The 21,119-nt window shown below is 61.1% G+C and carries 20 protein-coding genes and 1 tRNA gene; 11 read left to right on the plus strand and 10 right to left on the minus strand.

Features of this window, described 5'->3' with window-relative positions:
• Positions 1 to 71: 71 nt before the first annotated feature.
• The 4 genes from ACQY5P_RS14660 to ACQY5P_RS14675 all read left to right on the plus strand — a co-directional run bounded on the left by ACQY5P_RS14660 (position 72) and on the right by ACQY5P_RS14675 (position 3,437).
• Positions 72 to 1,004, plus strand: a complete 933-nt coding sequence (locus tag ACQY5P_RS14660; RefSeq protein ID WP_428407613.1) for an ATP-binding cassette domain-containing protein — start codon at positions 72 to 74, stop codon at positions 1,002 to 1,004.
• A gap of 8 nt (positions 1,005 to 1,012) precedes the next feature.
• A complete protein-coding gene (locus ACQY5P_RS14665) occupies positions 1,013 to 1,822 on the plus strand; it encodes an ABC transporter permease (protein WP_428407614.1) in 810 nt (269 codons plus the stop codon).
• A gap of 78 nt (positions 1,823 to 1,900) precedes the next feature.
• Positions 1,901 to 2,314: a thermonuclease family protein gene (locus ACQY5P_RS14670; RefSeq protein ID WP_428407615.1), complete on the plus strand. Its 414-nt coding sequence runs from the start codon at positions 1,901 to 1,903 to the stop codon at positions 2,312 to 2,314.
• 97 nt (positions 2,315 to 2,411) lie between these two features.
• The gene (locus tag ACQY5P_RS14675; protein WP_428407616.1) at positions 2,412 to 3,437 is read left to right on the plus strand and encodes a methyltransferase; all 1,026 of its coding nucleotides are present in this window, start codon (positions 2,412 to 2,414) and stop codon (positions 3,435 to 3,437) included.
• Here the strand turns inward: ACQY5P_RS14675 and ACQY5P_RS14680 are convergent.
• Together ACQY5P_RS14680 and ACQY5P_RS14685 are read right to left on the minus strand one after the other, a co-directional pair.
• Complete coding sequence (locus ACQY5P_RS14680; RefSeq protein ID WP_428407617.1) at positions 3,434 to 4,126, minus strand: Crp/Fnr family transcriptional regulator; 693 nt, start codon at positions 4,124 to 4,126, stop codon at positions 3,434 to 3,436. The genes ACQY5P_RS14675 and ACQY5P_RS14680 overlap by 4 nt on opposite strands.
• A gap of 205 nt (positions 4,127 to 4,331) precedes the next feature.
• A complete protein-coding gene (locus tag ACQY5P_RS14685) occupies positions 4,332 to 5,663 on the minus strand; it encodes a hypothetical protein (protein WP_428407618.1) in 1,332 nt (443 codons plus the stop codon).
• Between the two features lie 207 nt (positions 5,664 to 5,870).
• Between ACQY5P_RS14685 and ypfJ the strand changes: the two genes are divergently transcribed.
• A complete protein-coding gene (ypfJ, locus tag ACQY5P_RS14690) occupies positions 5,871 to 6,749 on the plus strand; it encodes a KPN_02809 family neutral zinc metallopeptidase (protein ID WP_428410671.1) in 879 nt (292 codons plus the stop codon).
• A 12-nt stretch (positions 6,750 to 6,761) separates the two neighbouring features.
• Here ypfJ and ACQY5P_RS14695 read toward each other — a convergent pair whose 3' ends face one another.
• The 3 genes from ACQY5P_RS14695 to apaG all read right to left on the minus strand — a co-directional run bounded on the left by ACQY5P_RS14695 (position 6,762) and on the right by apaG (position 10,008).
• Positions 6,762 to 7,865 (minus strand): hypothetical protein, encoded by a 1,104-nt coding sequence (locus ACQY5P_RS14695; protein ID WP_428407619.1) that lies wholly within the window; start codon positions 7,863 to 7,865, stop codon positions 6,762 to 6,764.
• A gap of 228 nt (positions 7,866 to 8,093) precedes the next feature.
• Positions 8,094 to 9,569, minus strand: a complete 1,476-nt coding sequence (locus ACQY5P_RS14700) for a TrkH family potassium uptake protein (protein ID WP_428407620.1) — start codon at positions 9,567 to 9,569, stop codon at positions 8,094 to 8,096.
• Between the two features lie 43 nt (positions 9,570 to 9,612).
• Complete coding sequence (gene apaG, locus ACQY5P_RS14705; RefSeq protein ID WP_428410672.1) at positions 9,613 to 10,008, minus strand: Co2+/Mg2+ efflux protein ApaG; 396 nt, start codon at positions 10,006 to 10,008, stop codon at positions 9,613 to 9,615.
• 192 nt (positions 10,009 to 10,200) lie between these two features.
• Between apaG and ACQY5P_RS14710 the strand changes: the two genes are divergently transcribed.
• On the plus strand, positions 10,201 to 11,301 hold the full coding sequence (locus ACQY5P_RS14710) for a 2'-deoxycytidine 5'-triphosphate deaminase (RefSeq protein ID WP_428407621.1): 1,101 nt from the start codon (positions 10,201 to 10,203) through the stop codon (positions 11,299 to 11,301).
• On the opposite strand, the gene ACQY5P_RS14715 is transcribed toward ACQY5P_RS14710, so the two are convergent.
• The 4 genes from ACQY5P_RS14715 to ACQY5P_RS14730 form a co-directional block, all read right to left on the minus strand.
• Entirely contained in the window at positions 11,249 to 12,550 is a 1,302-nt protein-coding gene (locus ACQY5P_RS14715; protein ID WP_428407622.1) for an MFS transporter, read from the minus strand. The genes ACQY5P_RS14710 and ACQY5P_RS14715 overlap by 53 nt on opposite strands.
• A gap of 739 nt (positions 12,551 to 13,289) precedes the next feature.
• The gene (locus tag ACQY5P_RS14720; protein ID WP_428407623.1) at positions 13,290 to 13,943 is read right to left on the minus strand and encodes a DUF938 domain-containing protein; all 654 of its coding nucleotides are present in this window, start codon (positions 13,941 to 13,943) and stop codon (positions 13,290 to 13,292) included.
• Between the two features lie 9 nt (positions 13,944 to 13,952).
• A complete protein-coding gene (locus tag ACQY5P_RS14725; protein WP_428407624.1) occupies positions 13,953 to 14,891 on the minus strand; it encodes a radical SAM protein in 939 nt (312 codons plus the stop codon).
• A gap of 121 nt (positions 14,892 to 15,012) precedes the next feature.
• On the minus strand, positions 15,013 to 15,825 hold the full coding sequence (locus ACQY5P_RS14730; RefSeq protein WP_428407625.1) for a lipid-binding SYLF domain-containing protein: 813 nt from the start codon (positions 15,823 to 15,825) through the stop codon (positions 15,013 to 15,015).
• Between the two features lie 255 nt (positions 15,826 to 16,080).
• Here ACQY5P_RS14730 and ACQY5P_RS14735 point away from each other — a divergent pair.
• Both ACQY5P_RS14735 and ACQY5P_RS14740 read left to right on the plus strand, forming a co-directional pair.
• A tRNA-Gly gene (locus ACQY5P_RS14735) sits at positions 16,081 to 16,154 on the plus strand.
• Positions 16,155 to 16,533: 379 nt separating this feature from the next.
• Positions 16,534 to 17,331 (plus strand): IclR family transcriptional regulator, encoded by a 798-nt coding sequence (locus ACQY5P_RS14740; RefSeq protein ID WP_428407626.1) that lies wholly within the window; start codon positions 16,534 to 16,536, stop codon positions 17,329 to 17,331.
• A gap of 2 nt (positions 17,332 to 17,333) precedes the next feature.
• Here ACQY5P_RS14740 and gloB read toward each other — a convergent pair whose 3' ends face one another.
• A complete protein-coding gene (gene gloB, locus ACQY5P_RS14745) occupies positions 17,334 to 18,101 on the minus strand; it encodes a hydroxyacylglutathione hydrolase (RefSeq protein ID WP_428407627.1) in 768 nt (255 codons plus the stop codon).
• 139 nt (positions 18,102 to 18,240) lie between these two features.
• Between gloB and ACQY5P_RS14750 the strand changes: the two genes are divergently transcribed.
• From ACQY5P_RS14750 to ACQY5P_RS14760, 3 genes are all read left to right on the plus strand, one after another.
• A complete protein-coding gene (locus ACQY5P_RS14750) occupies positions 18,241 to 18,981 on the plus strand; it encodes a class I SAM-dependent methyltransferase (RefSeq protein ID WP_428407628.1) in 741 nt (246 codons plus the stop codon).
• A gap of 72 nt (positions 18,982 to 19,053) precedes the next feature.
• On the plus strand, positions 19,054 to 20,148 hold the full coding sequence (hisC, locus tag ACQY5P_RS14755) for a histidinol-phosphate transaminase (RefSeq protein WP_428407629.1): 1,095 nt from the start codon (positions 19,054 to 19,056) through the stop codon (positions 20,146 to 20,148).
• Complete coding sequence (locus ACQY5P_RS14760) at positions 20,141 to 21,073, plus strand: prephenate/arogenate dehydrogenase family protein (RefSeq protein WP_428407630.1); 933 nt, start codon at positions 20,141 to 20,143, stop codon at positions 21,071 to 21,073. Before hisC ends, ACQY5P_RS14760 begins: the two co-directional genes overlap by 8 nt.
• Positions 21,074 to 21,119 lie beyond the last annotated feature (46 nt).

A 21,119-nucleotide genomic window follows, 5' to 3' on the forward strand; every position in this document is an offset into this window, starting at 1 on the left:
GCCGGAGAGACGGAAACGAAAAGGAGGCTTCGCAAAGGGCGCGTATCGCCGATAGCGAAGAACGGGGGCCTATGAACATCGCCATCGAAACCGAGGGCCTGAAAAAACGCTTTCGCGGCGTCAACGCCGTCGATGGCGTCGATCTTTCCGTGCCGGAAGGCGCGATCTTCGGTTTTCTCGGGCCGAACGGCGCGGGCAAGACGACGACCATCCGCCTGTTGCTCGGGCTTCTGGCGCCCAATCGCGGGCGCATTGCGCTGTTCGGCGAGGATCTCAAACGCAACCGCATCGCCGCGTTGAAATCCGTCGGCGTCGCTTTCGAAACGCCGGCCCATTACGAACATCTGACGGGGCGCGAAAATCTCGACATCACGCGGCGGTTGTTGAAGCTTGAGAAATCCGAAATCGACCGCGTTCTGGCGACCGTCGAACTTTCCCATGTGGCGGATCGGCATGTGCGGAAATATTCACTCGGCATGCGCCATCGTCTGGGGCTTGCCCGCGCGCTTCTTGGCTCACCGAAGCTTCTTATTTTTGACGAACCCACCAACGGGCTCGACCCTGTGGGCATTCGCGAGATGCGCGATTTCATTAAGACGCTTCCCGAACGCACCGGCGCAACCGTCTTCGTCTCATCGCATCATCTCGCGGAAATCGAACAGATGGCGTCCCATGTCGCCGTCATCCATCTCGGCAAGATTGTCTTTCAGGGCGCGATGACGGAGCTGCGCGGGCTGCACGCGCCGCGCCTTGAAATCGGCTGCAACGATGTGGGCCAGGCGACCGCGCTGCTCGGCGGCGGCGCCAGAAAAGTCGAAAGCCGCAACGGGCGCCTCGTCATCGAGCTTTCGTCAGCCGAGGGAGCGGAGGCGCGCGCCGCCTCCATCAACCGCAGGCTCAATGAAGCCGGCATTGACGTCCATCATCTCGCGCTTTCGCCATGGACGCTGGAGGAATTGTTCCTGCAGCTTGTGGGCGCGAAGCCGCAACTGGGACAGGAGTGAGGATCGCCATGCTCGCCTCCATTCGCGTCGAACTCATCAAACTAAAGCGCTCCAAGATCATGCTGGTGGCCGTCGCCGGCCCGGCGCTCGTTGCGCTGCTGTTTTTCTCGCTCCAGGCAAGCGGCGCGAGCCTTCGCGCGTGGCCGCTTTATCTTTTCGCCGGGATCACCGCCTGGGCGACGTTTATGATGCCGCTGACGGCGACGATTATCGCCACGCTTCTGGCGCAGCTTGAACATGGGCCGAAAACATGGGCGCATCTTCTGGCGTTGCCGGTGCCCAAATGGCGTGTCTTCGCCGCGAAGGCGATTGTCGCGCTCGGTTTGATCGCCGCGATGAGTCTGTTGACCGGCGCGCTGCTGGCTTTCGGCGGCTGGCTCGCCGGTGCGCTCAATCCTGCGAACAAGCTCATGGATCCGGCGCCCTTCGCGGCGCTCGCTGAAACCATGATGGACGAAGGCGATGGCGCCTTTGGCGACATGGACGTCATGCTCATGGTTCGGGAATGGAAGCGCGTTGTCGTCGAACGGCTCGCTTATGTTTATCTCTCGTCGTTCCTCTTGGTTGCGGTGCAGCTCTGGGCCGCGTTCCGGTTCCGCAATTTCCTCATTCCCATGGCGCTGGGCGTCGGCGGGGGGTTCTTTGCGATTTTCGCGCAAGCCTCAAAATACGGCCTCTACTTTCCCTGGCTGATGCCCTTCAACACGCTCGGCTTCATGCCGGAAAATGTGGAAAAAGCCCTGACTTACGGCCTGGTGGGCGGAGTTGGCATGGCGCTCCTAATGCTCGCCGACATGAGCAGAATGCAAATAAAATAAAGTAAATATGTAATCAAAATACAACTCTCTATTGAGAAAATATAATAAAAATGCTACCTATGCGTGTATATGAAGTCATTGTTTTCAATAGTTTGGCTCTGCGCCGCCTTCTCTCCCTTGCAGGCTGCGGAGTTCTCAGGCAATGCAAAGGCCCGGGTTGAGCGGGTGATCGACGGCGACACGGTGAAAATGCGGGTCGCGATCTGGCTCGATCAGGAAATTCTCGTCGCGGTGCGGCTTGCGGGCGTCGATGCGCCCGAACTCTTCCGCCCGAAATGCGAGGCCGAGCGTGCGCTGGCGCTTGAAGCAAAGTCCTTTGCGGAGGATTTCCTGCAAAGCGGCGAGGCCTATCTGTCAGGGATCGCACAGGGAAAATACGCCGGCCGTGTCGTTGCGCATGTGGAGACTGCCGGCGGCGATCTGGGGAATGCGCTGGTCGAAGCCGGTCTCGCGGCGCGGGGCGGCAAAGGAAGCTGGTGCGGCGGCGCCTGACCCGGTTCTTCTTTCGATCGTCATTGCGTGCGCAGAAAAGCGCATCTCATTTGCGTTCTGATATACTCTCCGCAGGTAAACGCACCGGGAGAGAACAATGTCGGTTTATTATGAAGCGCCGCCGGTCGACGACCGCGCCATCTGGGATCTCTGGCTTTCCCAGCATTATTTTCCCGCCGCGACAGCTGCGCAGGAAGCTGGGATTTTCGAAGCGCTCGCCAAGGCGCCCATGAGCCTTGAGGACCTTGCGTCTAAACTGTCGCTCAACAAAAAGGCGCTTGGCGTCGTCATGTCGCTCATTGCAGCGCTCGGGCTCGCAGCGTGCCGCGAAGGCGTCTGGCGTCTGACGCCCCACGCCCGGACCTATCTGCTTGCCGATGCGACTTACTCCTGGTCGCCGCTTTTCGACGTTTACAAGAACGGTACGCCGTTTCACGGAGAGCTCCTCGCGCTGCTGAAAACCGGCGAGACGACGCGCACGGACAAACCGTCCGATAATTGGGAGGCGGGCAAAGTGCCGCCCGACGCGGCGCGCAGCATTGCGAAATTCATGCATTCTCATTCCCTGCCGGCGGCGGTCGCGGCGGCGCGGTCAGGCGCTTTCAAGGACGTGAATAAGTTTCTCGATGTGGGCGGCGGCTCCGGCGTCTTCGCCATCGCCGCGGCGCAGCGCAATCCCGGCCTCAAGGCGACCATCATGGATCTCGACACAATGTGCGACGCGGCGCAGGAATTGTTCGTGTCCACATCCGGCGTTGAGGATCGCGTGGAAACGCTCGCCGTCGACATGTTCCGCGAGGACTGGCCCACGGGTTATGACGCGCTCTTCTTCTCGAATATTTTCCACGATTGGGATGAGGAGATTAACGCGAAGCTTTCAAAGAAAGCCTTCGATGCTTTGCCGTCCGGCGGACGGATTTTCCTGCACGAAATTCTGATGAACGACAATGAAGACGGACCTTTGACCCCGGCGTCCTTTTCCGTCCTGATGCTGCGCGGCACCAAGGGCAAGCAATATACGCTTCGTGAATTGACGAGCTTTCTGGAAGGCGCGGAGTTCAAGAACGTCGCTGCGATCGAGACCAGCCCTTATTATTCGCTGGTGTCGGCCCAAAAGCCCTAAGAAGAGCGCTGCGACGAAAACCGCAGGGTCTGCCGCTTCAGCCCGTCGATATCAGTGATGCGCAGGGAGCCGTAATGGGTTTCCACCAGCCCCATGGCCTGAAATTCGGCGAGCACCTTGTTCACCGCCTGTCTCGAAGCGCCGACCATGACGCCGAGATCTTTCTGCGCGATCTTTAATTCCGTCACCGGCTCGCGCCGCGCCTTGGCGCTGGCGGCGAGAAACGCAAGCCGCGCGGCGACGCGGGCGTGCAGTGGAAAGATCGTCGCCACTTCGATGGTCATGACCGAGGTGCGGGCGATGCGGACAACAAGATCGAGAAGCGCCGTTTCCAGCGCCGGGTGCTTCTTGCGAAGTTCAATGAGCCGGTTGCGGGAGAGGAACATCAGCTCGCAGTCGGTCATCGCCTCCGCCGACAGGGAATAGGGCTCGCCGTCAATCGCGGCGAGCTCCCCGAAACATTCGGAAGACCCGTATATTTTGAAAATCAGTTCGCGTCCGTCCGGCGCTAGGGAGAAAAGCCGAACGGTTCCGGATGTAATATGCCAAAGGCCTTTGGCCTGGCTGAACCGTTCGTAAATCAGCGCGCCCTGTTTGATGCGCACCGACTTCATTTCGGACATTACGGCCTGGCGCAGATCGTCAGGAAGCGGGTCGATCCAGCTCAGCACTTCGGCGCCTTTAGCCACCGTCCGCACTCCCGAAGGCGGTTTTGAAGAGCCGTTACGCTTCGCGCCGCAAAGCGGCGCCGGAAGCATTATCCCGAAGCCGGCGATACTGGCTTTTCAAACCCGCATGATCCCCCTGAAGGCGTGACCATGCCGTGCAAAACGAGTTTGCGCAATCCGCGCGCATGAAATGTGATCGGAGGCGCCTTCGCAACAGGCGTTTAGGTCACCGGTAAAAGGTGGTTTCGTTTCCGGTGAAGCTCCAGGGCTCCTTGAGGTCGATGCAGGCGGTAACGTCGCCGCGCGCTTCGATCTTCAGAAGATCGAGCCCGTTCTCGCCCTCTTGGCGCTGCAAGAGAATGACGCCATTCACCAGCGGGCCGATGAAATTGGCGCGCAGGTTTTCATAGCAATGGACGTCAGAATCCGTGACGGCGGCGAAAGGCGTGTTGATCCGGCCTTCGCCCTCGGAAAAAGAAAGAAAGTCCTTGGCCGCGCCGGACGTTTCGTTACCGGGCATTTTCGCGAGGGTCATCATCGACTGGGTCAGCGACGGCACGCGCCCGTGCAGAGCGAAAATGAGCCGCTTCGGATCGATGGAATCCGGCGACAGGGCGATGGCGCTGACCTTGCTGGCGGCGGCGTTATGCGCGGCGTCGGTGAACCACGCGCCTTGCGCTGCGCCGGGCGTATCGACAAGCGCCGTACGGCAGGCATTGTCGCCTTTCGCGCGGCGCACGCCCCATCCATCGCCCAGAAGCGCCGCCCATTCCGTCTGATCGTCCTTGGGCAGATAATCGATGGCGCAGCGCGCGCGGGTGACGTCCGTGGTGATGGCGGCGACAAGGCTCGGCGGCGCGTCGAAAACTTCGGCGCGGGCGAAACTGTCGGTGCGGTAACGTTCCGGGCGCGCCAGCGCAGTGGGCGTGGCGGAGGGGTCGTGAAGGCCCACATCGAAACCGTCGCTGACGCCGATGACGTCGCCTGGAGACACCCGGATGCGGGTTTCGACGCCCATATGATCGGGCGTGCCGAATTCGCTGAAGGCGACGAGGCCGCCGGCTTTCGCCAGGATCGCGTCGTCGATGCGGTCGATGCGGTCGTAGTAAAACGAGATGTCGCCGCAAGTGCGGAAATAGACGGTCCAGGAGGGGCCGAGCGCGCGGCCATAAGGGTCGCGCAGCGTTCGCCTTTCGATGGCGACGATGTCGGCTTTCGCGGGCGCCAGCGCCTTGGTCGAGCGGCGCTCGAAAGCCTGCTCGCCTGATCGGGTGTTGATGCGGATATAGGGCGCAGGCAGCGCCTCGCCCGGCGCCGTGACCCCGCCCAAGGGCGATACAGACAAGACGTCCTCAAGAGGCGCGAATGAACCGGCGAGCACCGGCTCGCCGATGGCGCAGGCGCGGGTCTCCATCGGCGCGCCGTCGGCGCGCGCAGCGAAAGCTTCGGCCTTTTCGGCGAATTTCGCGCCGCCCTGGGGCCATGCGATCGCAGCGCCGAACATCGCCGCTGTGATGAACGCCGCCGCAAGCCTTACGCCGTCGCCGGTTCCGGACATGAAACAACCCCCAATACTTCCCCCGAGCAGCCGGGCCGAAAGTCCTATGGGCGCCCGGCGAAGTCAAGGCGCGCCGCGGAACCCTTTGCGCCATGGGGGTTTCGACCCGTTGCGAGGGCTCGACAGGCCCGGGTCTTTGCGGCTTAGTGGCCCGGGAAGAAGGGTTAACGAACGGGCTTAAACGGCCGGGCGGGAGAAGCGATCATGGTGAAATGGCAGGGACGGCGCCAGAGCCGCAATGTGGAAGACCGCCGGGGCGCGGCGGCGGCTGGGGGGGCGGGGATTCTCCTGATGCTCCTGCGGCTCATCATCGGCCGGTTCGGCATTCGCGGCCTCTTGATCGTCGGGGTGATCGGCGTCGGTCTTTACATGGCCGGGGTCAATCCCGTGGCGCTGTTGCAGGGCGGCCCGGCCTCGACGCAATCGGCGGAGCCCATTGACGACGCAACATCGCAATTTGTGCGGGTCATCCTCGCTGAAACCGAAGACGTGTGGTCTCAGCTTTTCGAGGCGTCGGGCGCGGACTATCCCGAACCGACGCTGGTGATGTTCTCAGGCTCGGTGAATTCCGCCTGCGGCTACGCTTCAGCGGCGGTGGGGCCGTTTTATTGCCCGGCGGACCGGAAACTTTATCTCGACGCCAGCTTCTTCGAAGAGATGCGCCAGCGCTTCAACGTGCCGGGAGATTTCCCTGCGGCTTACGTCATTGCGCATGAAATCGGCCACCACATCCAGACCGTCACCGGCATTTCCGATCAGGTGCGCTCGGCGCAACAGCGCGCGCGCGGCGAATCGGAAGCCAACGCCTATCAGGTGATGATGGAGCTGCAGGCCGATTGCTACGCCGGCGTCTGGGCCCATTACGCCGACCGTACCAGCGGTTTTCTCGACGACGGCGACATCGAGGAAGGCCTCGCCGCCGCCGCCGCTATCGGCGACGACACGCTGCAGCGCAATGCCGGCCGGCGCGTGACGCCGGAAAGCTTCACCCACGGCACGTCGGAGCAGCGCAAGCGCTGGTTCACCCAAGGCTATCGCAATGGCGATATGGATGGCTGCGATACGTTTAACGCGTCGCAGCTTTGAGGCGCCGTCAATTCATTGCGTTACCGGGTCGTTGACGATTTCAACGGCAATTGTGTCTTCGTCCGGTTCGCCATCGACAAAGGGCGCGCCCGGCTGGTGATAAGCGTAGGCGTATGAGCCGAAGCAATCCGACGTGAACCCATTGGTAAGCGCTGCAAATTTGACCCGCGCTTTTAACTCGGGCAGCGGTTCGAGAATGTCTTGAGCGACGCTGAGATCGGACTGATCGAGCGGATACCCGCCGTCTTCACGGATATTGAGCGTTCCCAGAAACAAGGTTTCACCGTCCTGGATTGCAAATGCTGGCGCGCCGAAACAAAGATCGGCAGCGAAGGCACCCCAGTTGATTGCAGCGATTTTCCAGATGCCGGGCGGAATTTCCGCGATGAAATCATAACGGCGGATGTCGCCTTCAGTGGTTTTTCGAATCTTCGCGCCGTTGAACAAAAAGCTCACTGGCTCGCCGTCATAAACGATTTCAGCGCCGTCTTCGCCAAGACGCTGGAGAATAAGGCTGTTTATATCGAGGGCGGTCCTTTTCCCTGTCATGCTCAGGACGATTTGCGCCTTATCGGCGCTGATTAGGTTTATGTCTTTTTCTCGCACCGTCTTGATAGAGTCCGGCGCCTTGACGCCTTTCGGAAGCTTCGGCGGGTTTATTTCTCCCGCTGCTTCCACCGCCGCATCGGTCATATCCTTGACGGCGCGGCGGCTTAAAGAAACTTCTTCAAGATCGCCGGCTTCGCCAACACGGAAATTGCCGACAGCCAGTTCGTTCGCAAATGGTCCGCGCAGCACCACGCCTTGCGCGGAAGCGGCCTCGACCAGCACTGCGAGCTCCTCGCGTAAACGCGCGGGATCGTCATCCCACGCCTCAAGCGCTTTTCCTTCTTCTTCCGTCAGGCCGATGACGCTCCAGCCTCGGAGCGCCATGCAGTTTTCCATATTCGCGGCCTGGCCTTGGCGGTTTTCATTGTTGTCGATGACGCCGCCGACAATCGCGCCCAAAAGACCGCCGCCGGTCGCTGCGGTGACCTGACCCATGGCGTCACTGCCATTCACCAGACCGCGCGTCGCGACAGCGCACGCGACAAGATCGTCATTATGCTCCGCCATGGTTGCGCCTGGCTTGTAAAAAAAGTGAAACCCCGGACTTGAGCCCGTCAAGCTCTGCGCCAGCGCGCTAGAAAACAATGCGGCTCCAATCGACGTGACGCGAAGCGCCGTCTTTCCGTAAATCATAAGCCCCTCCAGTTACCCCGACAAAAGCCTAGCGGAGAAAAATCAGTCCGGGCAATATGATATTTTGCTTTTGGGCGGCAGTGTTGATTTGGACCGCTGCGCTCACCCGCGCCAGAAAGCCGGAGAAAACAGCACCAGTACGGTGAAGAATTCAAGCCTGCCGAGGAGCATGCCGGCCGACATCGCCCATTTGGCTGCGTCGGGGAGAGTTGAGAAATTGCCTGCGGGTCCGACAATGTCGCCGAGGCCGGGGCCTACATTTGCGACCGCCGTTCCCGCTGACGAAATCGCCGTCAGCGTGTCGAGGCCGAGCCCGGAGAGAAAGACGGCGAGCGTCGCGAAGAGTGCGAAATAGACGAAGAAAAAGCTCAACACCGAGACAAAGACATCGTCAGTAAGCGGGCGTCCGTTATAGCGCGCGACGAAAACGCCGTTCGGGTGGGCGAGGCGGCGCGCATAAAGAACCAGCGCGGCGAGGGCCACCTGAAATCGAAAGATCTTCATGCCGCAGGTGGTGGACCCGGCGCAGCCGCCCACAAACATGATGCAGAAAAAGAAAGCGACCGCGAACGTTCCCCAATCGTCATAGTCGGTCGTTGCATATCCCGTGCCGGTGAGAATCGAGACGACGTTGAAGATCGCCATGCGGAAGGCGGTAAAGAGGCCGAGATGGCCGAAGGCCTCTATCACGTCGACCATGACAGCGAGGGTCAGCACCACAATTGTCATGGCGAAAAACCGGATCTGGCTGTCGGTAAAAAGGCGTTTCCAGGCGCCGCGCATGATGACGATGAGAAATATGCCGAAGGGAAGCGAGCCGATAATCATGAACACGGTGATGACGAGATCGAGCGGCGCCCGGCCCACAGTCAAAAACGCGCCGATGGAGGCGTCTTTCGTCGAAAACCCGCCCGTCGAAATCGCCGTCAGCGCGTGATTGATCGCGTCGAAGGCCGGCATGCCGAAGCCCCAGAGGCTGACGAAGCAGGCGAAGGTGAAAAACACATAAATGCCGCTGAGGCCGAGGGAATATTGCGCGGCGTTGGCGATGAATTTTTCCGACGTGTCCCAGGCTTCGTTCTTGAAGATCTGCATGCCGCCGACTTTCAGGGCCGGCAAAACGGCGAACGCCATGATGATGATCCCGACGCCGCCGAACCATTGCAGCATCGACCGCCACAATAGAAAGCCCGGGGGCGCGTCGTCGAGGCCTGTGACGACTGTCGAACCTGTGGTCGTTATCCCTGACATCGCCTCGAAAAAAGCGTCCGTATAGGAAAGGTTCTTCTCGCCGATGGCGAGGGGGATCGCGGAGAAGACGACAAGCGCCAGCCAGCTCGTCGTGGTCAGCAGAAATCCTTCGCGCAGGGAAATGGTTTCGATGCGGCCCCAGCTTGCGGCCGCCGCGCCGCCGCCGATGAGAAAAGACGCAGAGGCGCCGATCGCAAACGCCGACCAGTCGGCGCGGTGGACCTCCGCCGTCGCCATGAGGTCCGCAAACATGGGGATCAGCATGGTGACGCCCAGCGCGGCCACAAGCGCGCCCGTCACCAGCAACACAGGGCGGAGATTCAGCATGGACGTCGTTCGTCAGCGGCGCCCTTGAGAAGCGGGCAGGCTGCTAATGGACTTGGCGCATTTCATGCGGGCTGTCGAGGGAGAAGGCCGGGATATCGACGTCGAAGGTCTCGCCGCTGTCCGACTCTTCCATGCCATAGGCGCCGACCATCAGGCCGGAAGGCGTCGCCAGCGGCGCGCCGGATGTATATTCGAAACCTTCGCCGGGGCGGATCACCGGTTGTTCGCCGACGACGCCGTCTCCGGCGACAATATCGGTCTGGCCGCGCGAATCGGTGATGCGCCAGTACCGCGTCCGCAGCCGCACGGGCTTGTCGGATTCGTTGTTGATGCGAACCGTATAGGCCCAGACGTAACGCGGTTCTTCCGGGTCTGACTGGTCCTCGAGAAAACGCGGAGAAACGCTGACGCGAATGCCCCGCGTCACGCTTTCATATATCTCGCTGCTGCGGTCTCCCCTCGCCATCGCGCCGCCCTGCAATTCCATGCCGCCCTCATTTTTGTCCACTCTAGGCTGCATCGCGGCAATGCGCCAGTGAAGGACTGCAAATTCAACGGAGCGGGGAAAAGCGCCAAGGGGGTGCACGCAAAGCCTCTTGCCATCGGCGCGTGCGGGAGGCAAACGAACCGGATGAGCAAAGACGTGATGCTGAAAGACGGAGTGCTTGCATCGCAAACTATCGCCGCGCTGATGGAACGCGGCGTGATCGATGGCGCTCATCCCGCGCGCCTGCAGCCGGCGAGCCTCGATCTCACCCTTTCCTCTCGCGCCTGGCGGGTGCGGGCGTCGTTTCTTCCCTCGCGGGCGCGAACGGTGGCTGCGCGGCTCGCCGGCGGGCTTGCGATGCAGGAAATCGACCTTTCCAGCGGCGCCGTTTTTGAACGCGGCTGCGTTTACCTTGTGGAATTGAATGAAAGGCTGGCGCTGCCGGCGGGCGTCGAAGGCGCCGCCAATCCGAAAAGCTCCACCGGACGCATCGACGTTTTTGTGCGCCTCGTCACCGATTACGGCGCCGCCTTCGATGAAATTCCGGCAGGCTATTCGGGACCGCTTTACGCAGAAATCAGTCCACGGACGTTTTCCATTCTCGCGCGAACGGGATCGAGTCTCAATCAGCTTCGTCTGAAATGCGGCGAGTTCCGTCTCGACGATGCGGCGCTGCGCCGGCTCAACGAGCAATCGCCGCTGGTGGACGGTCCGGCGGATATTGCCGGCGGCCTCGGCCTGTCGGTGTCGCTTCGCTCAGAGGACGGTTTCGTCGGCTGGCGCGCGCGGCGTCATTCGGCGCTCATTGACGTCGATAAGGTCGGCGCCCTCGACCGTCATGATTATTTCGAACCCATCGCGGCGCCGAAATCCGGTTTCATTATTCTCGACCCGGATGAGTTTTATATTCTCGCCTCCAAGGAAGCCCTCGCCGTGCCGCCGGATTACGCGGCGGAGATGACGCCGATTAGTCCCGGCCTTGGCGAGTTCCGGGTTCATTATGCGGGGTTCTTCGATCCGGGTTTCGGCTGGCGGCCTGACGAGCAAGGGGAGGGTGGAATCAATGGGTCGCGCGGCGTTCTGGAAGTCAGAAGCCACGACGCGCCTTTCGTGCTTGAAGACGGCCAGCTCGTGGCCAGGCTCGTCTATGAGAAAATGGCGGCGCGGCCGGAGCGGCTTTACGGCGAGACCATCAAGTCGAACTACCAGGGACAGGGCTTGAAGCTGTCGAAACATTTCCGCTGACGGGTTCATCGCCGTCATTCTCTTCGGGTTCTGCGCGCGGATCGAATTCGAAAACCGCCGGCGAGGTGCGGGGAACCGAGACGTAAGACTCGCGGTTCGACTGCGGCGCCGGATCCCGCACGAAGATCCGGTAGAGGCCGAAGAGCACGAGCGCGCCGTAAATGACCGAGCTATGGATGAAAAGCGCTGACGGGCCGAAGGCGTTCATCAGGAGTGGCGCGATGACCGGCCCGGCGACGGCCCCGGCGCCATAAAGCAACAGGAGACCCGCCGCGAGGGTCACATATTCATGAGGCTCGGCGCGGTCATTGGCGTGAGCGACGCACAATCCGAAAATCGGCATGGCCGTGAAGCCGAATGCAAAGGCGCCGAAGAGCAGCATCTGCCCGGAAACGCCGCCCGCCGCCGCCAGGAATGCGCCCGCCGCAGAGCAGAGCCCCGCGGTGATGGTGACGATGATGCGCCTGTCGGTGCGGTCGGAGATCAGCCCCAGCGGCCATTGCACGAGGGCGCCGGCGATGACGACGGTTGTCATGAAAACCGCAACGGTCCTGACGTCATAGCCTAGCTGCTGCACATAGACCGCGCCCACCGCCCAGAAGGCTCCGTTGGCGACGCCGACGGCGAGGCATCCGGCGGCGGCGAGGGGCGAAATGCGGAAAAGTTTGCGCAGGTCCAGCTTGGCGCTGGTGATGGGCCGCGGCTGCGTCGTCGTCGTCATCGCGACCGGCACCAGCGCGAGCGAGATCAGGATCGAGACGATGGCGAACAGAGTGAACGCCGTCGGGTCCGCAAGCGCGATCATCGCCTGGCCCAGGGTCGCGGCGGTGAGATCCACCAGACGGTAGACCGCAAGCGTGCGCCCGCGCTGTTCATTATCGACGGTTTCGTTGATCCAGCTCTCGATGATCATATAAAGGCCGGCGAGCGAAAAGCCCGTCACTACCCGGAGAAGGAGCCAGAACACCGGCTCCACAGCGAGGGCGTAGGCGAGCGCCGCCGCAGAGGCGATCGACGCCAACGCTGTAAAGGCGCGGATATGGCCGACGCGCTTCACCATGCGCGGCGCAATCCGGCAGCCGAAGATGAACCCGGCGAAATAGGCGGACATAAGCAGGCCCACCAGAACCAGCGGAAAGCCTTCCATATTGCCGCGCACGGAAAGGAGCGTTCCCTGCAAGCCATTGCCGGAAATCAGGAAGAACGCGGCGATCAAAAGGGCGGCGAGAATGCGGATCGTGTGGGCCATAGCGGCCCCGTATAACGGGTTTTGCCTGATGCGGCAGGGGGCGCGGCGCCGCTGCATATGAAAAAGCGGCAATCGGCCCCTGTAATACGCAAAAAATGGAAAACGACCGAAAACGAAAAAAAGGGCGACGCTTTCGCGACGCCCTTTCTTCCCGCTTACGCGAGAAATCCGGAGCACACCCCAATCCAGTGAGAATTCAGATGTTCTCCAGCGCGACTGTTAAACAGGAGCGTTGCCGCCCATATTTCCAACCGCTAGACCTTTCGGGCGCATAACTCGGGTCGTGGCTGCCGGCAATTTGCGTTTCGCCATGTCCGCCGCCATGCGTCCTTCAGATCCGCATCGTCTCTTCCAATGCGCCAGCTTGCGCTGTCGCACAGGCGTTGACGCCGCGCGCCGATCAGCAGCTTGCCCGCTGCTCACGGCGATTCCGGCCCCCCGGTTCATGAAACGCCTTTCGGCTTTCCATACGGGGGCGGACCGCTCAGGTCCGGCCATGCGCGACAAATCCCGCCTTTCGGTTTTGTCTTGTCCGGTCTGCTTCTGAGCGTCGCATCCGGACCAGCGCATCATTTCGTTTGCTCGTGTCACCCGCCGCTAGGCAATCGCTGCGAATGACCAATAGAGCCGCGAAACAAAATCAGAATAACTCAGAATTGACATTGGTCGAATCATTCTTTTCCACATTCTTTCGCCCACGCATGTGGGGAAAAGAGCGGGCTGATTCAAAAGACTATTGTCAGTTTTTCCGGAAGATGACGGAGAGGTTGTTCGCCGGCATTTCCACAACCTCTTCGAGCGCTAGGGAATTTTCATTCGCAAGCGGAACAAGTTCACGGTCGAGATCACGCACGCCCCAGCGCGGGTCCCGGGATTTCAAACTCTCATCGAATGCTTCGTTCGATGGCGCCGTGTGAACGCCTTCGCGCGAGAAAGGTCCGTAAAGGAACAGTTTTCCACTGGAGCGCAATAACCTTCCTGCACCTGCGAACAGGCCTTGCGCCGCTTCGAACGGGGCGATGTGAATCATATTGATGGAAAGCACGGCGTCATAGGGCGCGGCAAGCGCGCCGTCCCAGTCCTTAGCGGTGACATCGAGCGCGTGCGGTCCATGCAAATTGTCGAGCTTCATGTCCGCGATCCAGGCGGCAATCGATGCGCGCGCGGTTTCGTCAGGATCGCCCGTGAACCATTGAAGCTTAGGCAACGCGCTGGCGATATGCGCTGCGTGTTCGCCTGTGCCGGCGCCGATTTCGAGCAGGCGTCCTTCCTGCGGCATGGTTCTCAAAAACGCATCGCGAATGACGTCGCGATTGCGCGCTACAGACGGCGAATACATTTTCGCGCCTTCAATCGCGCGCTGTTCGAGAGCGGTTTCCTTTGGCGTGTTCATAGCGCTGATCTATCCCGAACAGCTTGCGCCGCCAAGGACGCAAAACTGCGCGCAGAACGGATGATTGAGCTTCACCGGCGACGAGGCTTCCTCAAGGCTTCTTCCCATTTCGAATTGCGCGTCATAAGGAAGAAGCGTGCAGGAAAGGACAGCGGGCCCCGCCGCGCCTTTGCGTTTCACCACCATGCGCGAGGTCGCGCACATGATATCGTTCGGATCCTTGCCCAGAATCGACCAGCAGGCGGTGGTGATCTCGGGAAGGTCTTTCACGGCGTCCATTTCCGGAAAGATCACGAGCTGGTTTTTGTCGCGCGCGTCGATGTAGATGCCGTTTTCCGCGAAGAGCGCAGCGAAACCTTTACGCAATGTCTCTTCGTCTTCGCCGCTCAGCGTTCGCCCGGCGACAGTTACATCAAAACCATTGTTCTGCAGCCATTTGAGCCCTTCCAGGCCCAGCGCAAAAGCGCTGGCGCCGCGTTCGGCGTCATGACCGTCCTGGGAGTAATGATCGAGGCTGACGCGCAGGGTGAGGCGGGCGCCATAGTCTTCGCGAAGCTTGAGGAGGCCGTCGCGGACCCGCGGGCGCATCATCGGCTTCATCGCGTTGGTGAGGATCAGCGTTTCAAACCCCCGCGACAGCGCCGCTTCGGTCATGGCGATCATCTCGGGATTCATGAACGGCTCGCCGCCGGTGAACCCGATCTCCCGGGCGCCCATGGTCTTTGCTTCATCGAGAAACGGTTCGAGTTCGCGCGCCGTCAGATAGGAGAGGCGGTCATTCGCCGGCGAGGATTCGATGTAACAATGCGTGCATTCCACATTGCACAGCGTGCCGGTGTTCACCCAGAGCGTTTCAAGTCTGGCGAACGGTACGGTCGCGCGCGCCTCTCCCTTCGCGGTAATGTCCGGATGCTGAAATTTCAACAAGGCGGGCTTTTCGCCGTCCATAAACTCTTCCACTGCGTTGACGGTAGAGCATGAACGAAAAAGCCCGCCGGTTCCACCGGCGGGCTTTTAAGGCTCGATCACTGAAGATCAATTCCGTGTCAGCAATCTCAATTGCTGGGGCCTAGTTGTCGCCAAGGGGCGCGCCCCAGACCTCGTCGTCTTCATATTCCGGCTCCGCCGGCAAAGGCTCGCCAGTCACCGGGTCGACCCTGGCCGGTTTCACAGGCGCGATCATCGGCTGCGCGCCGGGCTGGTCGCGATGGGCGAGGGCCCAGACGGCGTTCTGCAGCACGGCCGATTGCGGGTTTGCGACTTTTTCCCGGTAGATAATGTCCGCGGGCGTGACATTCGCCTGATAGTAATCCTGGTTCCAGCTATGACGGGCTTTCATCACTGCGCCTTCCAGGCTGACGCCGCCATAGAGGCCGCGAGAGCGCGAAAAGGCGAGAACGTCCACCGTCTGCGCTTTTGCGCCGGCGCCAACCGGACCGGCTGCGACCGAAAGGTCTGCGCCGAGTTTGACCGTGGTTGACAGAAGATGCTCCATGCCGCGTTGCGTCATGATGGCGAGAATGGTTTCCGATCCTTCGACGCCAGCCTGGAAGCCGAGAGAAATGGAGCCGATGGTGAAGAATGTCGGCTCCGACCAGCTGCCGTCTTCATTGCGGGCGATCATGACGGCGTTGCCGCCGGACGCGCCGACAATGAAGCCGCCGCGAATGGATTTCGGAATGATCACCATGGCCTTGGCGTCGTCCGCCAGCTCCCACAAGGGCTCGAACGCGCTGTCATTGGCGAAATAGCTCACCGTGTCGGCGGCTTTCACCACCAGTTCCTCGGCCTTTTCGCCTTTTGGTTTCGCCGCTGCGGGCGCAATCGCGATTAATAACGCCGCGCCGACTGCGCCGAAAATGCCTGTTAGCCGTTTCCACATGCCGGCCTCCTTTCAATATCCCTGAAGTCTCAGGAAAACGGCTGGGCGGCCGTTTCCGTTCCGGGCCCTAGATAAAGCTGTTCCATGCAGGCGGAAAGATGACGCCGCACCCTCCGGAAAATGAATTCTTGGTGAGATTTGCCCTGCCGGTCGAGACCTTTTCGGTCTCGAATCGGCCTCTGAAGGGCCGGAAAACGCCCGCTTGACCTTTTTTCGCGCCGGGGCGAAATGGTCATGCGCGGTTGTCGCCTTCGGGCGGGTGTAGCTCAATGGCAGAGCAGAAGCTTCCCAAGCTTACGACGAGGGTTCGATTCCCTTCACCCGCTCCAGACTACACTCTCTGGCCATGTTAAAAACGGGCATGAGGCTTGTTCCGGCGACTGACGCCGAAAATCGGCGTCGATACTATGTTGTGGCCTTCATCCATTGCTTGGAAGTCGGCAAGAACTTAAGGAGAATTAGGACAGCTGACTGTAGTGGGCATCAATTAATGCTGTTATTCTGAATAGCGAAATGAGTTGCAAATACTGGAATTATTATAACTTTGCGAATGTAAACTTATACTGTATTTTTAAAATCATTATTCCCATTCAGAATGTTTGGGTTCTGTGAGCGATTCCGCGGGGGAAATCGCACCAAAAGGATGCGCAAAAATGTGGAACTACATTCGCGCAAGGTTGTGATTAACGAATAGGGGCGGAAAAGTTCATGGTTGAAGATAGGGAAGGCGGTTCAGGCGTGAAGTCTGTCAGCCAGGCTATTCGGATTCTCAATGTGGTGGCTCAAATGGATGGGCCGGTTTCGTTGAAGGAAATTGCAGCACGCGCCGGCGTCGCGCCCAGCAAGGCGCACCGCTATCTACAGAGCCTTTGCACCTGCGGCTTTTTAAGTCAGGCGACGAAATCGGGCGCCTATGATCTCGGCATGGAGACCTTGCGGCTCGGTCTCGCCGCAATCAATCGCGTGGATATTATCAATCGAGCCGGAGAGGCGTTGTCGTCTCTGACGAGCGAAACGGAATCCGACAGCTTCCTGACCGTGTGGGCCGATAACGGACCGACAATGGTGCGGTTCGAGCGCTCGAAAAAACCCGCCATGGCGATGATGGGGGCGGGCGTTTCCATGCCTGTACTGAATTCTGCGACAGGGCTGGTCTTTCTGGCGTTCGGCAATCCCGACCGGGTTGCGGAGGTGGTGCGGCGTCAGGAGAATGAGAATTACGACGCTGTGATGAAGCAGATCGCCGCAAGGATCGAGACTGTGCGCGAGGCGGGATACGCCTCTTCCATAGGCGTGATCATGACGGGCCGCCAATGCATCTCCGCCCCAATTATATCCTATGACGACAAGGTGATCGCGGCCGTCTCGCTCGTGTCGACCAAACCGGACATCGTCGAACCGGACAGCAAGGAAGTGAAAGCCTTGCTCGATTTCTGCAAACTGTATTCGATCCGCAAGCGCGGCTATTCTGAAGAAACGCTGATCGAAAAACGCATTGCGATTTAAGATCAGAAATTGTCTTTCAGGCGCCGCGTTTCGGCGAAAACATCGACCGGCTTCGCGCCTTCCATGTTGATGGCGGCCTGCAGCGAGGGATCCGCGGCGCGCAGGAACGGGTTCGTGGCGCGTTCGAGCGCTACCGTCGTCGGCACCGTCGGAATATTTTTCGCGCGCAGGGTCTCGACTTCCGCCGAGCGTTTTTTCAAGTCGATGTTCTGCGGATCGACAGATAAAGCGAACGCTGCATTCGCTTTCGTATATTCATGCGCACAGTAAAGTTTCGTGTCGGCGGGAAGCGCTGAAATCATCGACAGCGACGACCACATCTGCTCCGCCGTGCCTTCAAACAGGCGCCCGCAGCCCATGGCGAAAATCGTGTCGCCGACAAAAGCGGCGCGGTCGTCAGCAAAGTGATAGATGATATGGCCGAGCGTATGTCCCGGTGTTTCATGCACGGTGGCTTTTGACGCGCCGAGCATGATTTCGGCGCCTTCGCCCACAGGGCGGTCGAGGCCGGGGATTTTCGCCGCCTCGCCTTTCGGGCCGACGATCTCGCAGCCCCATGTTTCCTTCAGCGCCAGATTGCCGCCCGCATGATCCCAGTGATGGTGGGTGTTGAGGATATGGGTCAGTTTCCAGCCCGCCGCCTCGAGCTCGCGGTTGATCGCCCCTGCGTCGGGCGTGTCGATCGCCGCCGTCGCGCCCGTCACCCGGTCATGGACGAGATAGCCGTAATTGTCGGAAAGGCAGGCAAACTGGCGAATATCGATGGGCATGGCTATGTCTTTCGCTCGCCCCCTTGAGCTTTATGGGGCTTCATTGACGGCCGATTAAGGCGGCCAGCATAACAATCGCGACGCCCGGCGCAAAACCGCGAGGCCGGGCGCAGCCTGTGAAAAGGCGCGGAAAAGTCTCATGCGCACCGACATTCTCGACTTTCACGATTTCTATCAAGCGCCGCTGGGGCGCATGGCGCGCGAGTTTATCGCCGGCCGGGTGACGGAGCTCTGGGGCGACGGCGCCGGGCTTTCCATCGCCGGGTTCGGCTACGCCAATCCCTATCTCGAACTTTTCACAGGGGCTTATGCGCGGTTCGCGCTGGCGCCGGGCGGGCAGGGGGTCATCCGCTGGCCGCGCGAGGCGGCGAATGCGGCGAGCCTTGTGGGCGAGCATGACTGGCCCATTCCCGATGCGAGCCTTGACCGGGTGCTGATCGTTCACGGGCTCGAAGAAGCGCCGCAGCCCCAGCGCCTGATGCGCGAGGTCTGGCGGGTTCTGAAAGATGACGGGCGCGTCGTCATCGTCGTCTCGCACCGGCGGGGCCTCTGGTCGGTGATCGACACGACGCCCTTCGCGGCCGGCCGGCCTTATCTGAAGCGCCGCCTTGAGGGGCTGCTGCGCGATGCGGTCTTTCGCCCTACGGTCTGGAATTCGGCGCTGTTTTTCCCGCCTTTACGGTCAACGCTGCTCCTCAGGGCCGCCCGCGCCTGGGAGCGCGCCGGCTCGCGCCTGTGGCCGGGGCTCGGCGGGGTCCTGATGCTCGAGGCGGAAAAAGACATGCTGGCGCCCGTTGGCCTGGTGCGGCAGGAAGGCGCGCGCGCGCGGCGCCCGGCCCTCGCCGCGCCCCAGCCCCTGCAGCCGCGCTCCTCCCGCTAGGCAGGCTCTCGGTTGCCAGCGCCGCCGCCCCGCCGCTATATCGCGGTCGGATCAAGCAAAGGATTTCACGAAATGGCGCTCCCGCAGCCGCGTCCAGGCATCATGGACATCAAGCCTTATAAGCCCGGCGGATCGCAGGCGCCGGGGGCGCAGGAGATCCACAAGCTCTCGTCGAACGAGTCCGCCCTCGGCGCGAGCCCCAAGGCGGTCGAAGCCTATCACGAGGCCGCGGACGAGTTGTTCCTCTATCCCGACGGCGCGTCCGCGAAGCTCCGGGAAAAGATCGGCGACCTCCACGGGCTCGATCCTTCCCGCATCGTCTGCGGCGCCGGGTCCGACGAGCTCCTCCAGCTTCTCGTGCGCGCCTATGTGGGCGAGGGCGACAATATTATCCAGAGCGCCCACGGTTTTCTCGTCTATGCGCTGGCCGCCAAAAGCTGCGGCGCCGAGCCGCGTTTTGCGCCGGAGAAAAATCTCACCGGCGATGTCGACGCCATGCTCGATCTTGTCGACGACCGTACGCGTATGGTGTTCATCGCCAATCCGAATAATCCGACGGGCACTTATATTCCGGACTCAGAAATCCGCCGCCTGCGCGAAAAGCTGCGCGAAGACATCATCCTCGTCGTCGACGCCGCCTATGCGGAGTTCATGGAGGAGGCGGACTATGCAGACGGATCGGCGCTCGTCAGCGAATATCCGAATGTCGTCATGACGCGCACCTTTTCGAAGATTTACGGGCTTGCGGCGCTGCGTCTCGGCTGGGCCTATTGCCCGTTCCCCATCGCCGATGTGCTGAACCGCATTCGCGGGCCGTTCAACGTCACCATGGCCGCACAGGAGGCGGGCATTGCGGCGCTGGAGGATCAGGATTTCGTGCAGCGCAATCTCGCCCATAACCGCTCGGAGCGCGATTACATGCAACAGCAGCTCGGCGGTCTCGGGCTCGACTTCGTGCCGAGCCATGGCAATTTCATTCTGGTGAAATTTCCGCAAGAGCCCGGCCATAACGCCGATGACGTCCAATCCTATCTGAAAGCGAATGGCGTCATCGTGCGGGAGATGGGCGCTTACGGACTCGGCGACTATTTGCGCGTCACTGTCGGCCCCAAGGCGGGGAACCGCAAATTCATCGAGCTTCTGGAAAAGAAATTCTCCCGTGACTGACAGTATCAAGTTCAAGCGCGCCGCGATCATCGGCGTCGGCCTCATCGGGTCTTCGCTCGCGCGCGCTTTGCGCGAGCGGAAGCTTGTTGAGGAGATTATCGGCGTCGATCGCGATGCGGACGTCATCATGCGCGCGACGAAGCTTGGCGTCATCGATAGCGGCGAAACCGGTCTCGCCGAGGGCGTCAAAGGCGCCGACCTCATTATTCTGTCGACGCCGGTGGGCGCCATCGGCGCCGTGGCGAAAGAGCTTGGCGCCGCCGCCGATGACGGCGCGCTCATTATCGATGTGGGCTCGGTGAAGGGTGTGGCGCTGGACGCCGCGAAAGCGATGCCCGAGCGGGTTCATTTCGTGCCCTGTCACCCGGTTGCCGGCACCGAGCAATCCGGCCCGGAAGCGGGCTTCGCCTCGCTCTTCCAGGACCGCTGGTGCATCCTGACGCCGGCCCCGCGCGAAGACGGCGCCTATAAAGCCGCCGTCGAAAAAGCCGCGGCGCTCTGGTCCGGCGTCGGCGCGAAAGTCGAGATCATGGATGCGGCGCATCACGATCTGGCGCTTGCCGTCACCAGCCACCTGCCGCACCTCATCGCCTTCACGCTGGTCGGCGCCGCGGACGATGTGGAATCGGTGGCAGCCGGCGAAGTCGTTAAATATTCCGCCGGCGGTTTTCGCGACTTCACGCGCATCGCCGCCTCCGACCCGATCATGTGGCGCGACGTTTTCCTGAATAACAAGGACGCGGTGCTGGAAGTGCTCGGACGGTTTTCCGAAGAGCTCGCGGTGATGCAGCGGGCGATCCGCTGGGGCGACGGCAAGGCGCTCGAAGACGCCTTCACCCGGGTGCGCGGGCTGCGCCGGGCGATTGTCGAAGCGGGTCAGGAAACCGCCGCGCCGAACTTCGGGCGCGACGACAAGGGGCGTTAGTCGCGGATTTTAGCCGATCGCCGATGTGTGCGATTGTTTGATGGCG

Origin of the sequence: Hyphococcus sp., from assembly GCF_965267305.1 — a bacterium.
Lineage (GTDB): Bacteria > Pseudomonadota > Alphaproteobacteria > Caulobacterales > Parvularculaceae > Hyphococcus.

What these genes read in the sequence shown, in the direction of transcription:
- ACQY5P_RS14720 (WP_428407623.1), bottom strand. Translation starts at nt 13,943, where the DNA reads ATGAACACGCCAAAGGAAACCGCTCTCGAACAGCGCGCGATTGAAGGC.
- ACQY5P_RS14675 (WP_428407616.1), top strand. Translation starts at nt 2,412, where the DNA reads ATGTCGGTTTATTATGAAGCGCCGCCGGTCGACGACCGCGCCATCTGG.
- hisC (WP_428407629.1), top strand. Translation starts at nt 19,054, where the DNA reads ATGGCGCTCCCGCAGCCGCGTCCAGGCATCATGGACATCAAGCCTTAT.
- ACQY5P_RS14685 (WP_428407618.1), bottom strand. Translation starts at nt 5,663, where the DNA reads ATGTCCGGAACCGGCGACGGCGTAAGGCTTGCGGCGGCGTTCATCACA.
- ACQY5P_RS14725 (WP_428407624.1), bottom strand. Translation starts at nt 14,891, where the DNA reads ATGGACGGCGAAAAGCCCGCCTTGTTGAAATTTCAGCATCCGGACATT.
- ACQY5P_RS14750 (WP_428407628.1), top strand. Translation starts at nt 18,241, where the DNA reads ATGCGCACCGACATTCTCGACTTTCACGATTTCTATCAAGCGCCGCTG.
- ACQY5P_RS14660 (WP_428407613.1), top strand. Translation starts at nt 72, where the DNA reads ATGAACATCGCCATCGAAACCGAGGGCCTGAAAAAACGCTTTCGCGGC.
- ACQY5P_RS14710 (WP_428407621.1), top strand. Translation starts at nt 10,201, where the DNA reads ATGAGCAAAGACGTGATGCTGAAAGACGGAGTGCTTGCATCGCAAACT.
- ACQY5P_RS14700 (WP_428407620.1), bottom strand. Translation starts at nt 9,569, where the DNA reads ATGCTGAATCTCCGCCCTGTGTTGCTGGTGACGGGCGCGCTTGTGGCC.
- ACQY5P_RS14715 (WP_428407622.1), bottom strand. Translation starts at nt 12,550, where the DNA reads ATGGCCCACACGATCCGCATTCTCGCCGCCCTTTTGATCGCCGCGTTC.
- gloB (WP_428407627.1), bottom strand. Translation starts at nt 18,101, where the DNA reads ATGCCCATCGATATTCGCCAGTTTGCCTGCCTTTCCGACAATTACGGC.
- ACQY5P_RS14665 (WP_428407614.1), top strand. Translation starts at nt 1,013, where the DNA reads ATGCTCGCCTCCATTCGCGTCGAACTCATCAAACTAAAGCGCTCCAAG.
- ACQY5P_RS14730 (WP_428407625.1), bottom strand. Translation starts at nt 15,825, where the DNA reads ATGTGGAAACGGCTAACAGGCATTTTCGGCGCAGTCGGCGCGGCGTTA.
- ACQY5P_RS14695 (WP_428407619.1), bottom strand. Translation starts at nt 7,865, where the DNA reads ATGGCGGAGCATAATGACGATCTTGTCGCGTGCGCTGTCGCGACGCGC.
- ACQY5P_RS14740 (WP_428407626.1), top strand. Translation starts at nt 16,534, where the DNA reads ATGGTTGAAGATAGGGAAGGCGGTTCAGGCGTGAAGTCTGTCAGCCAG.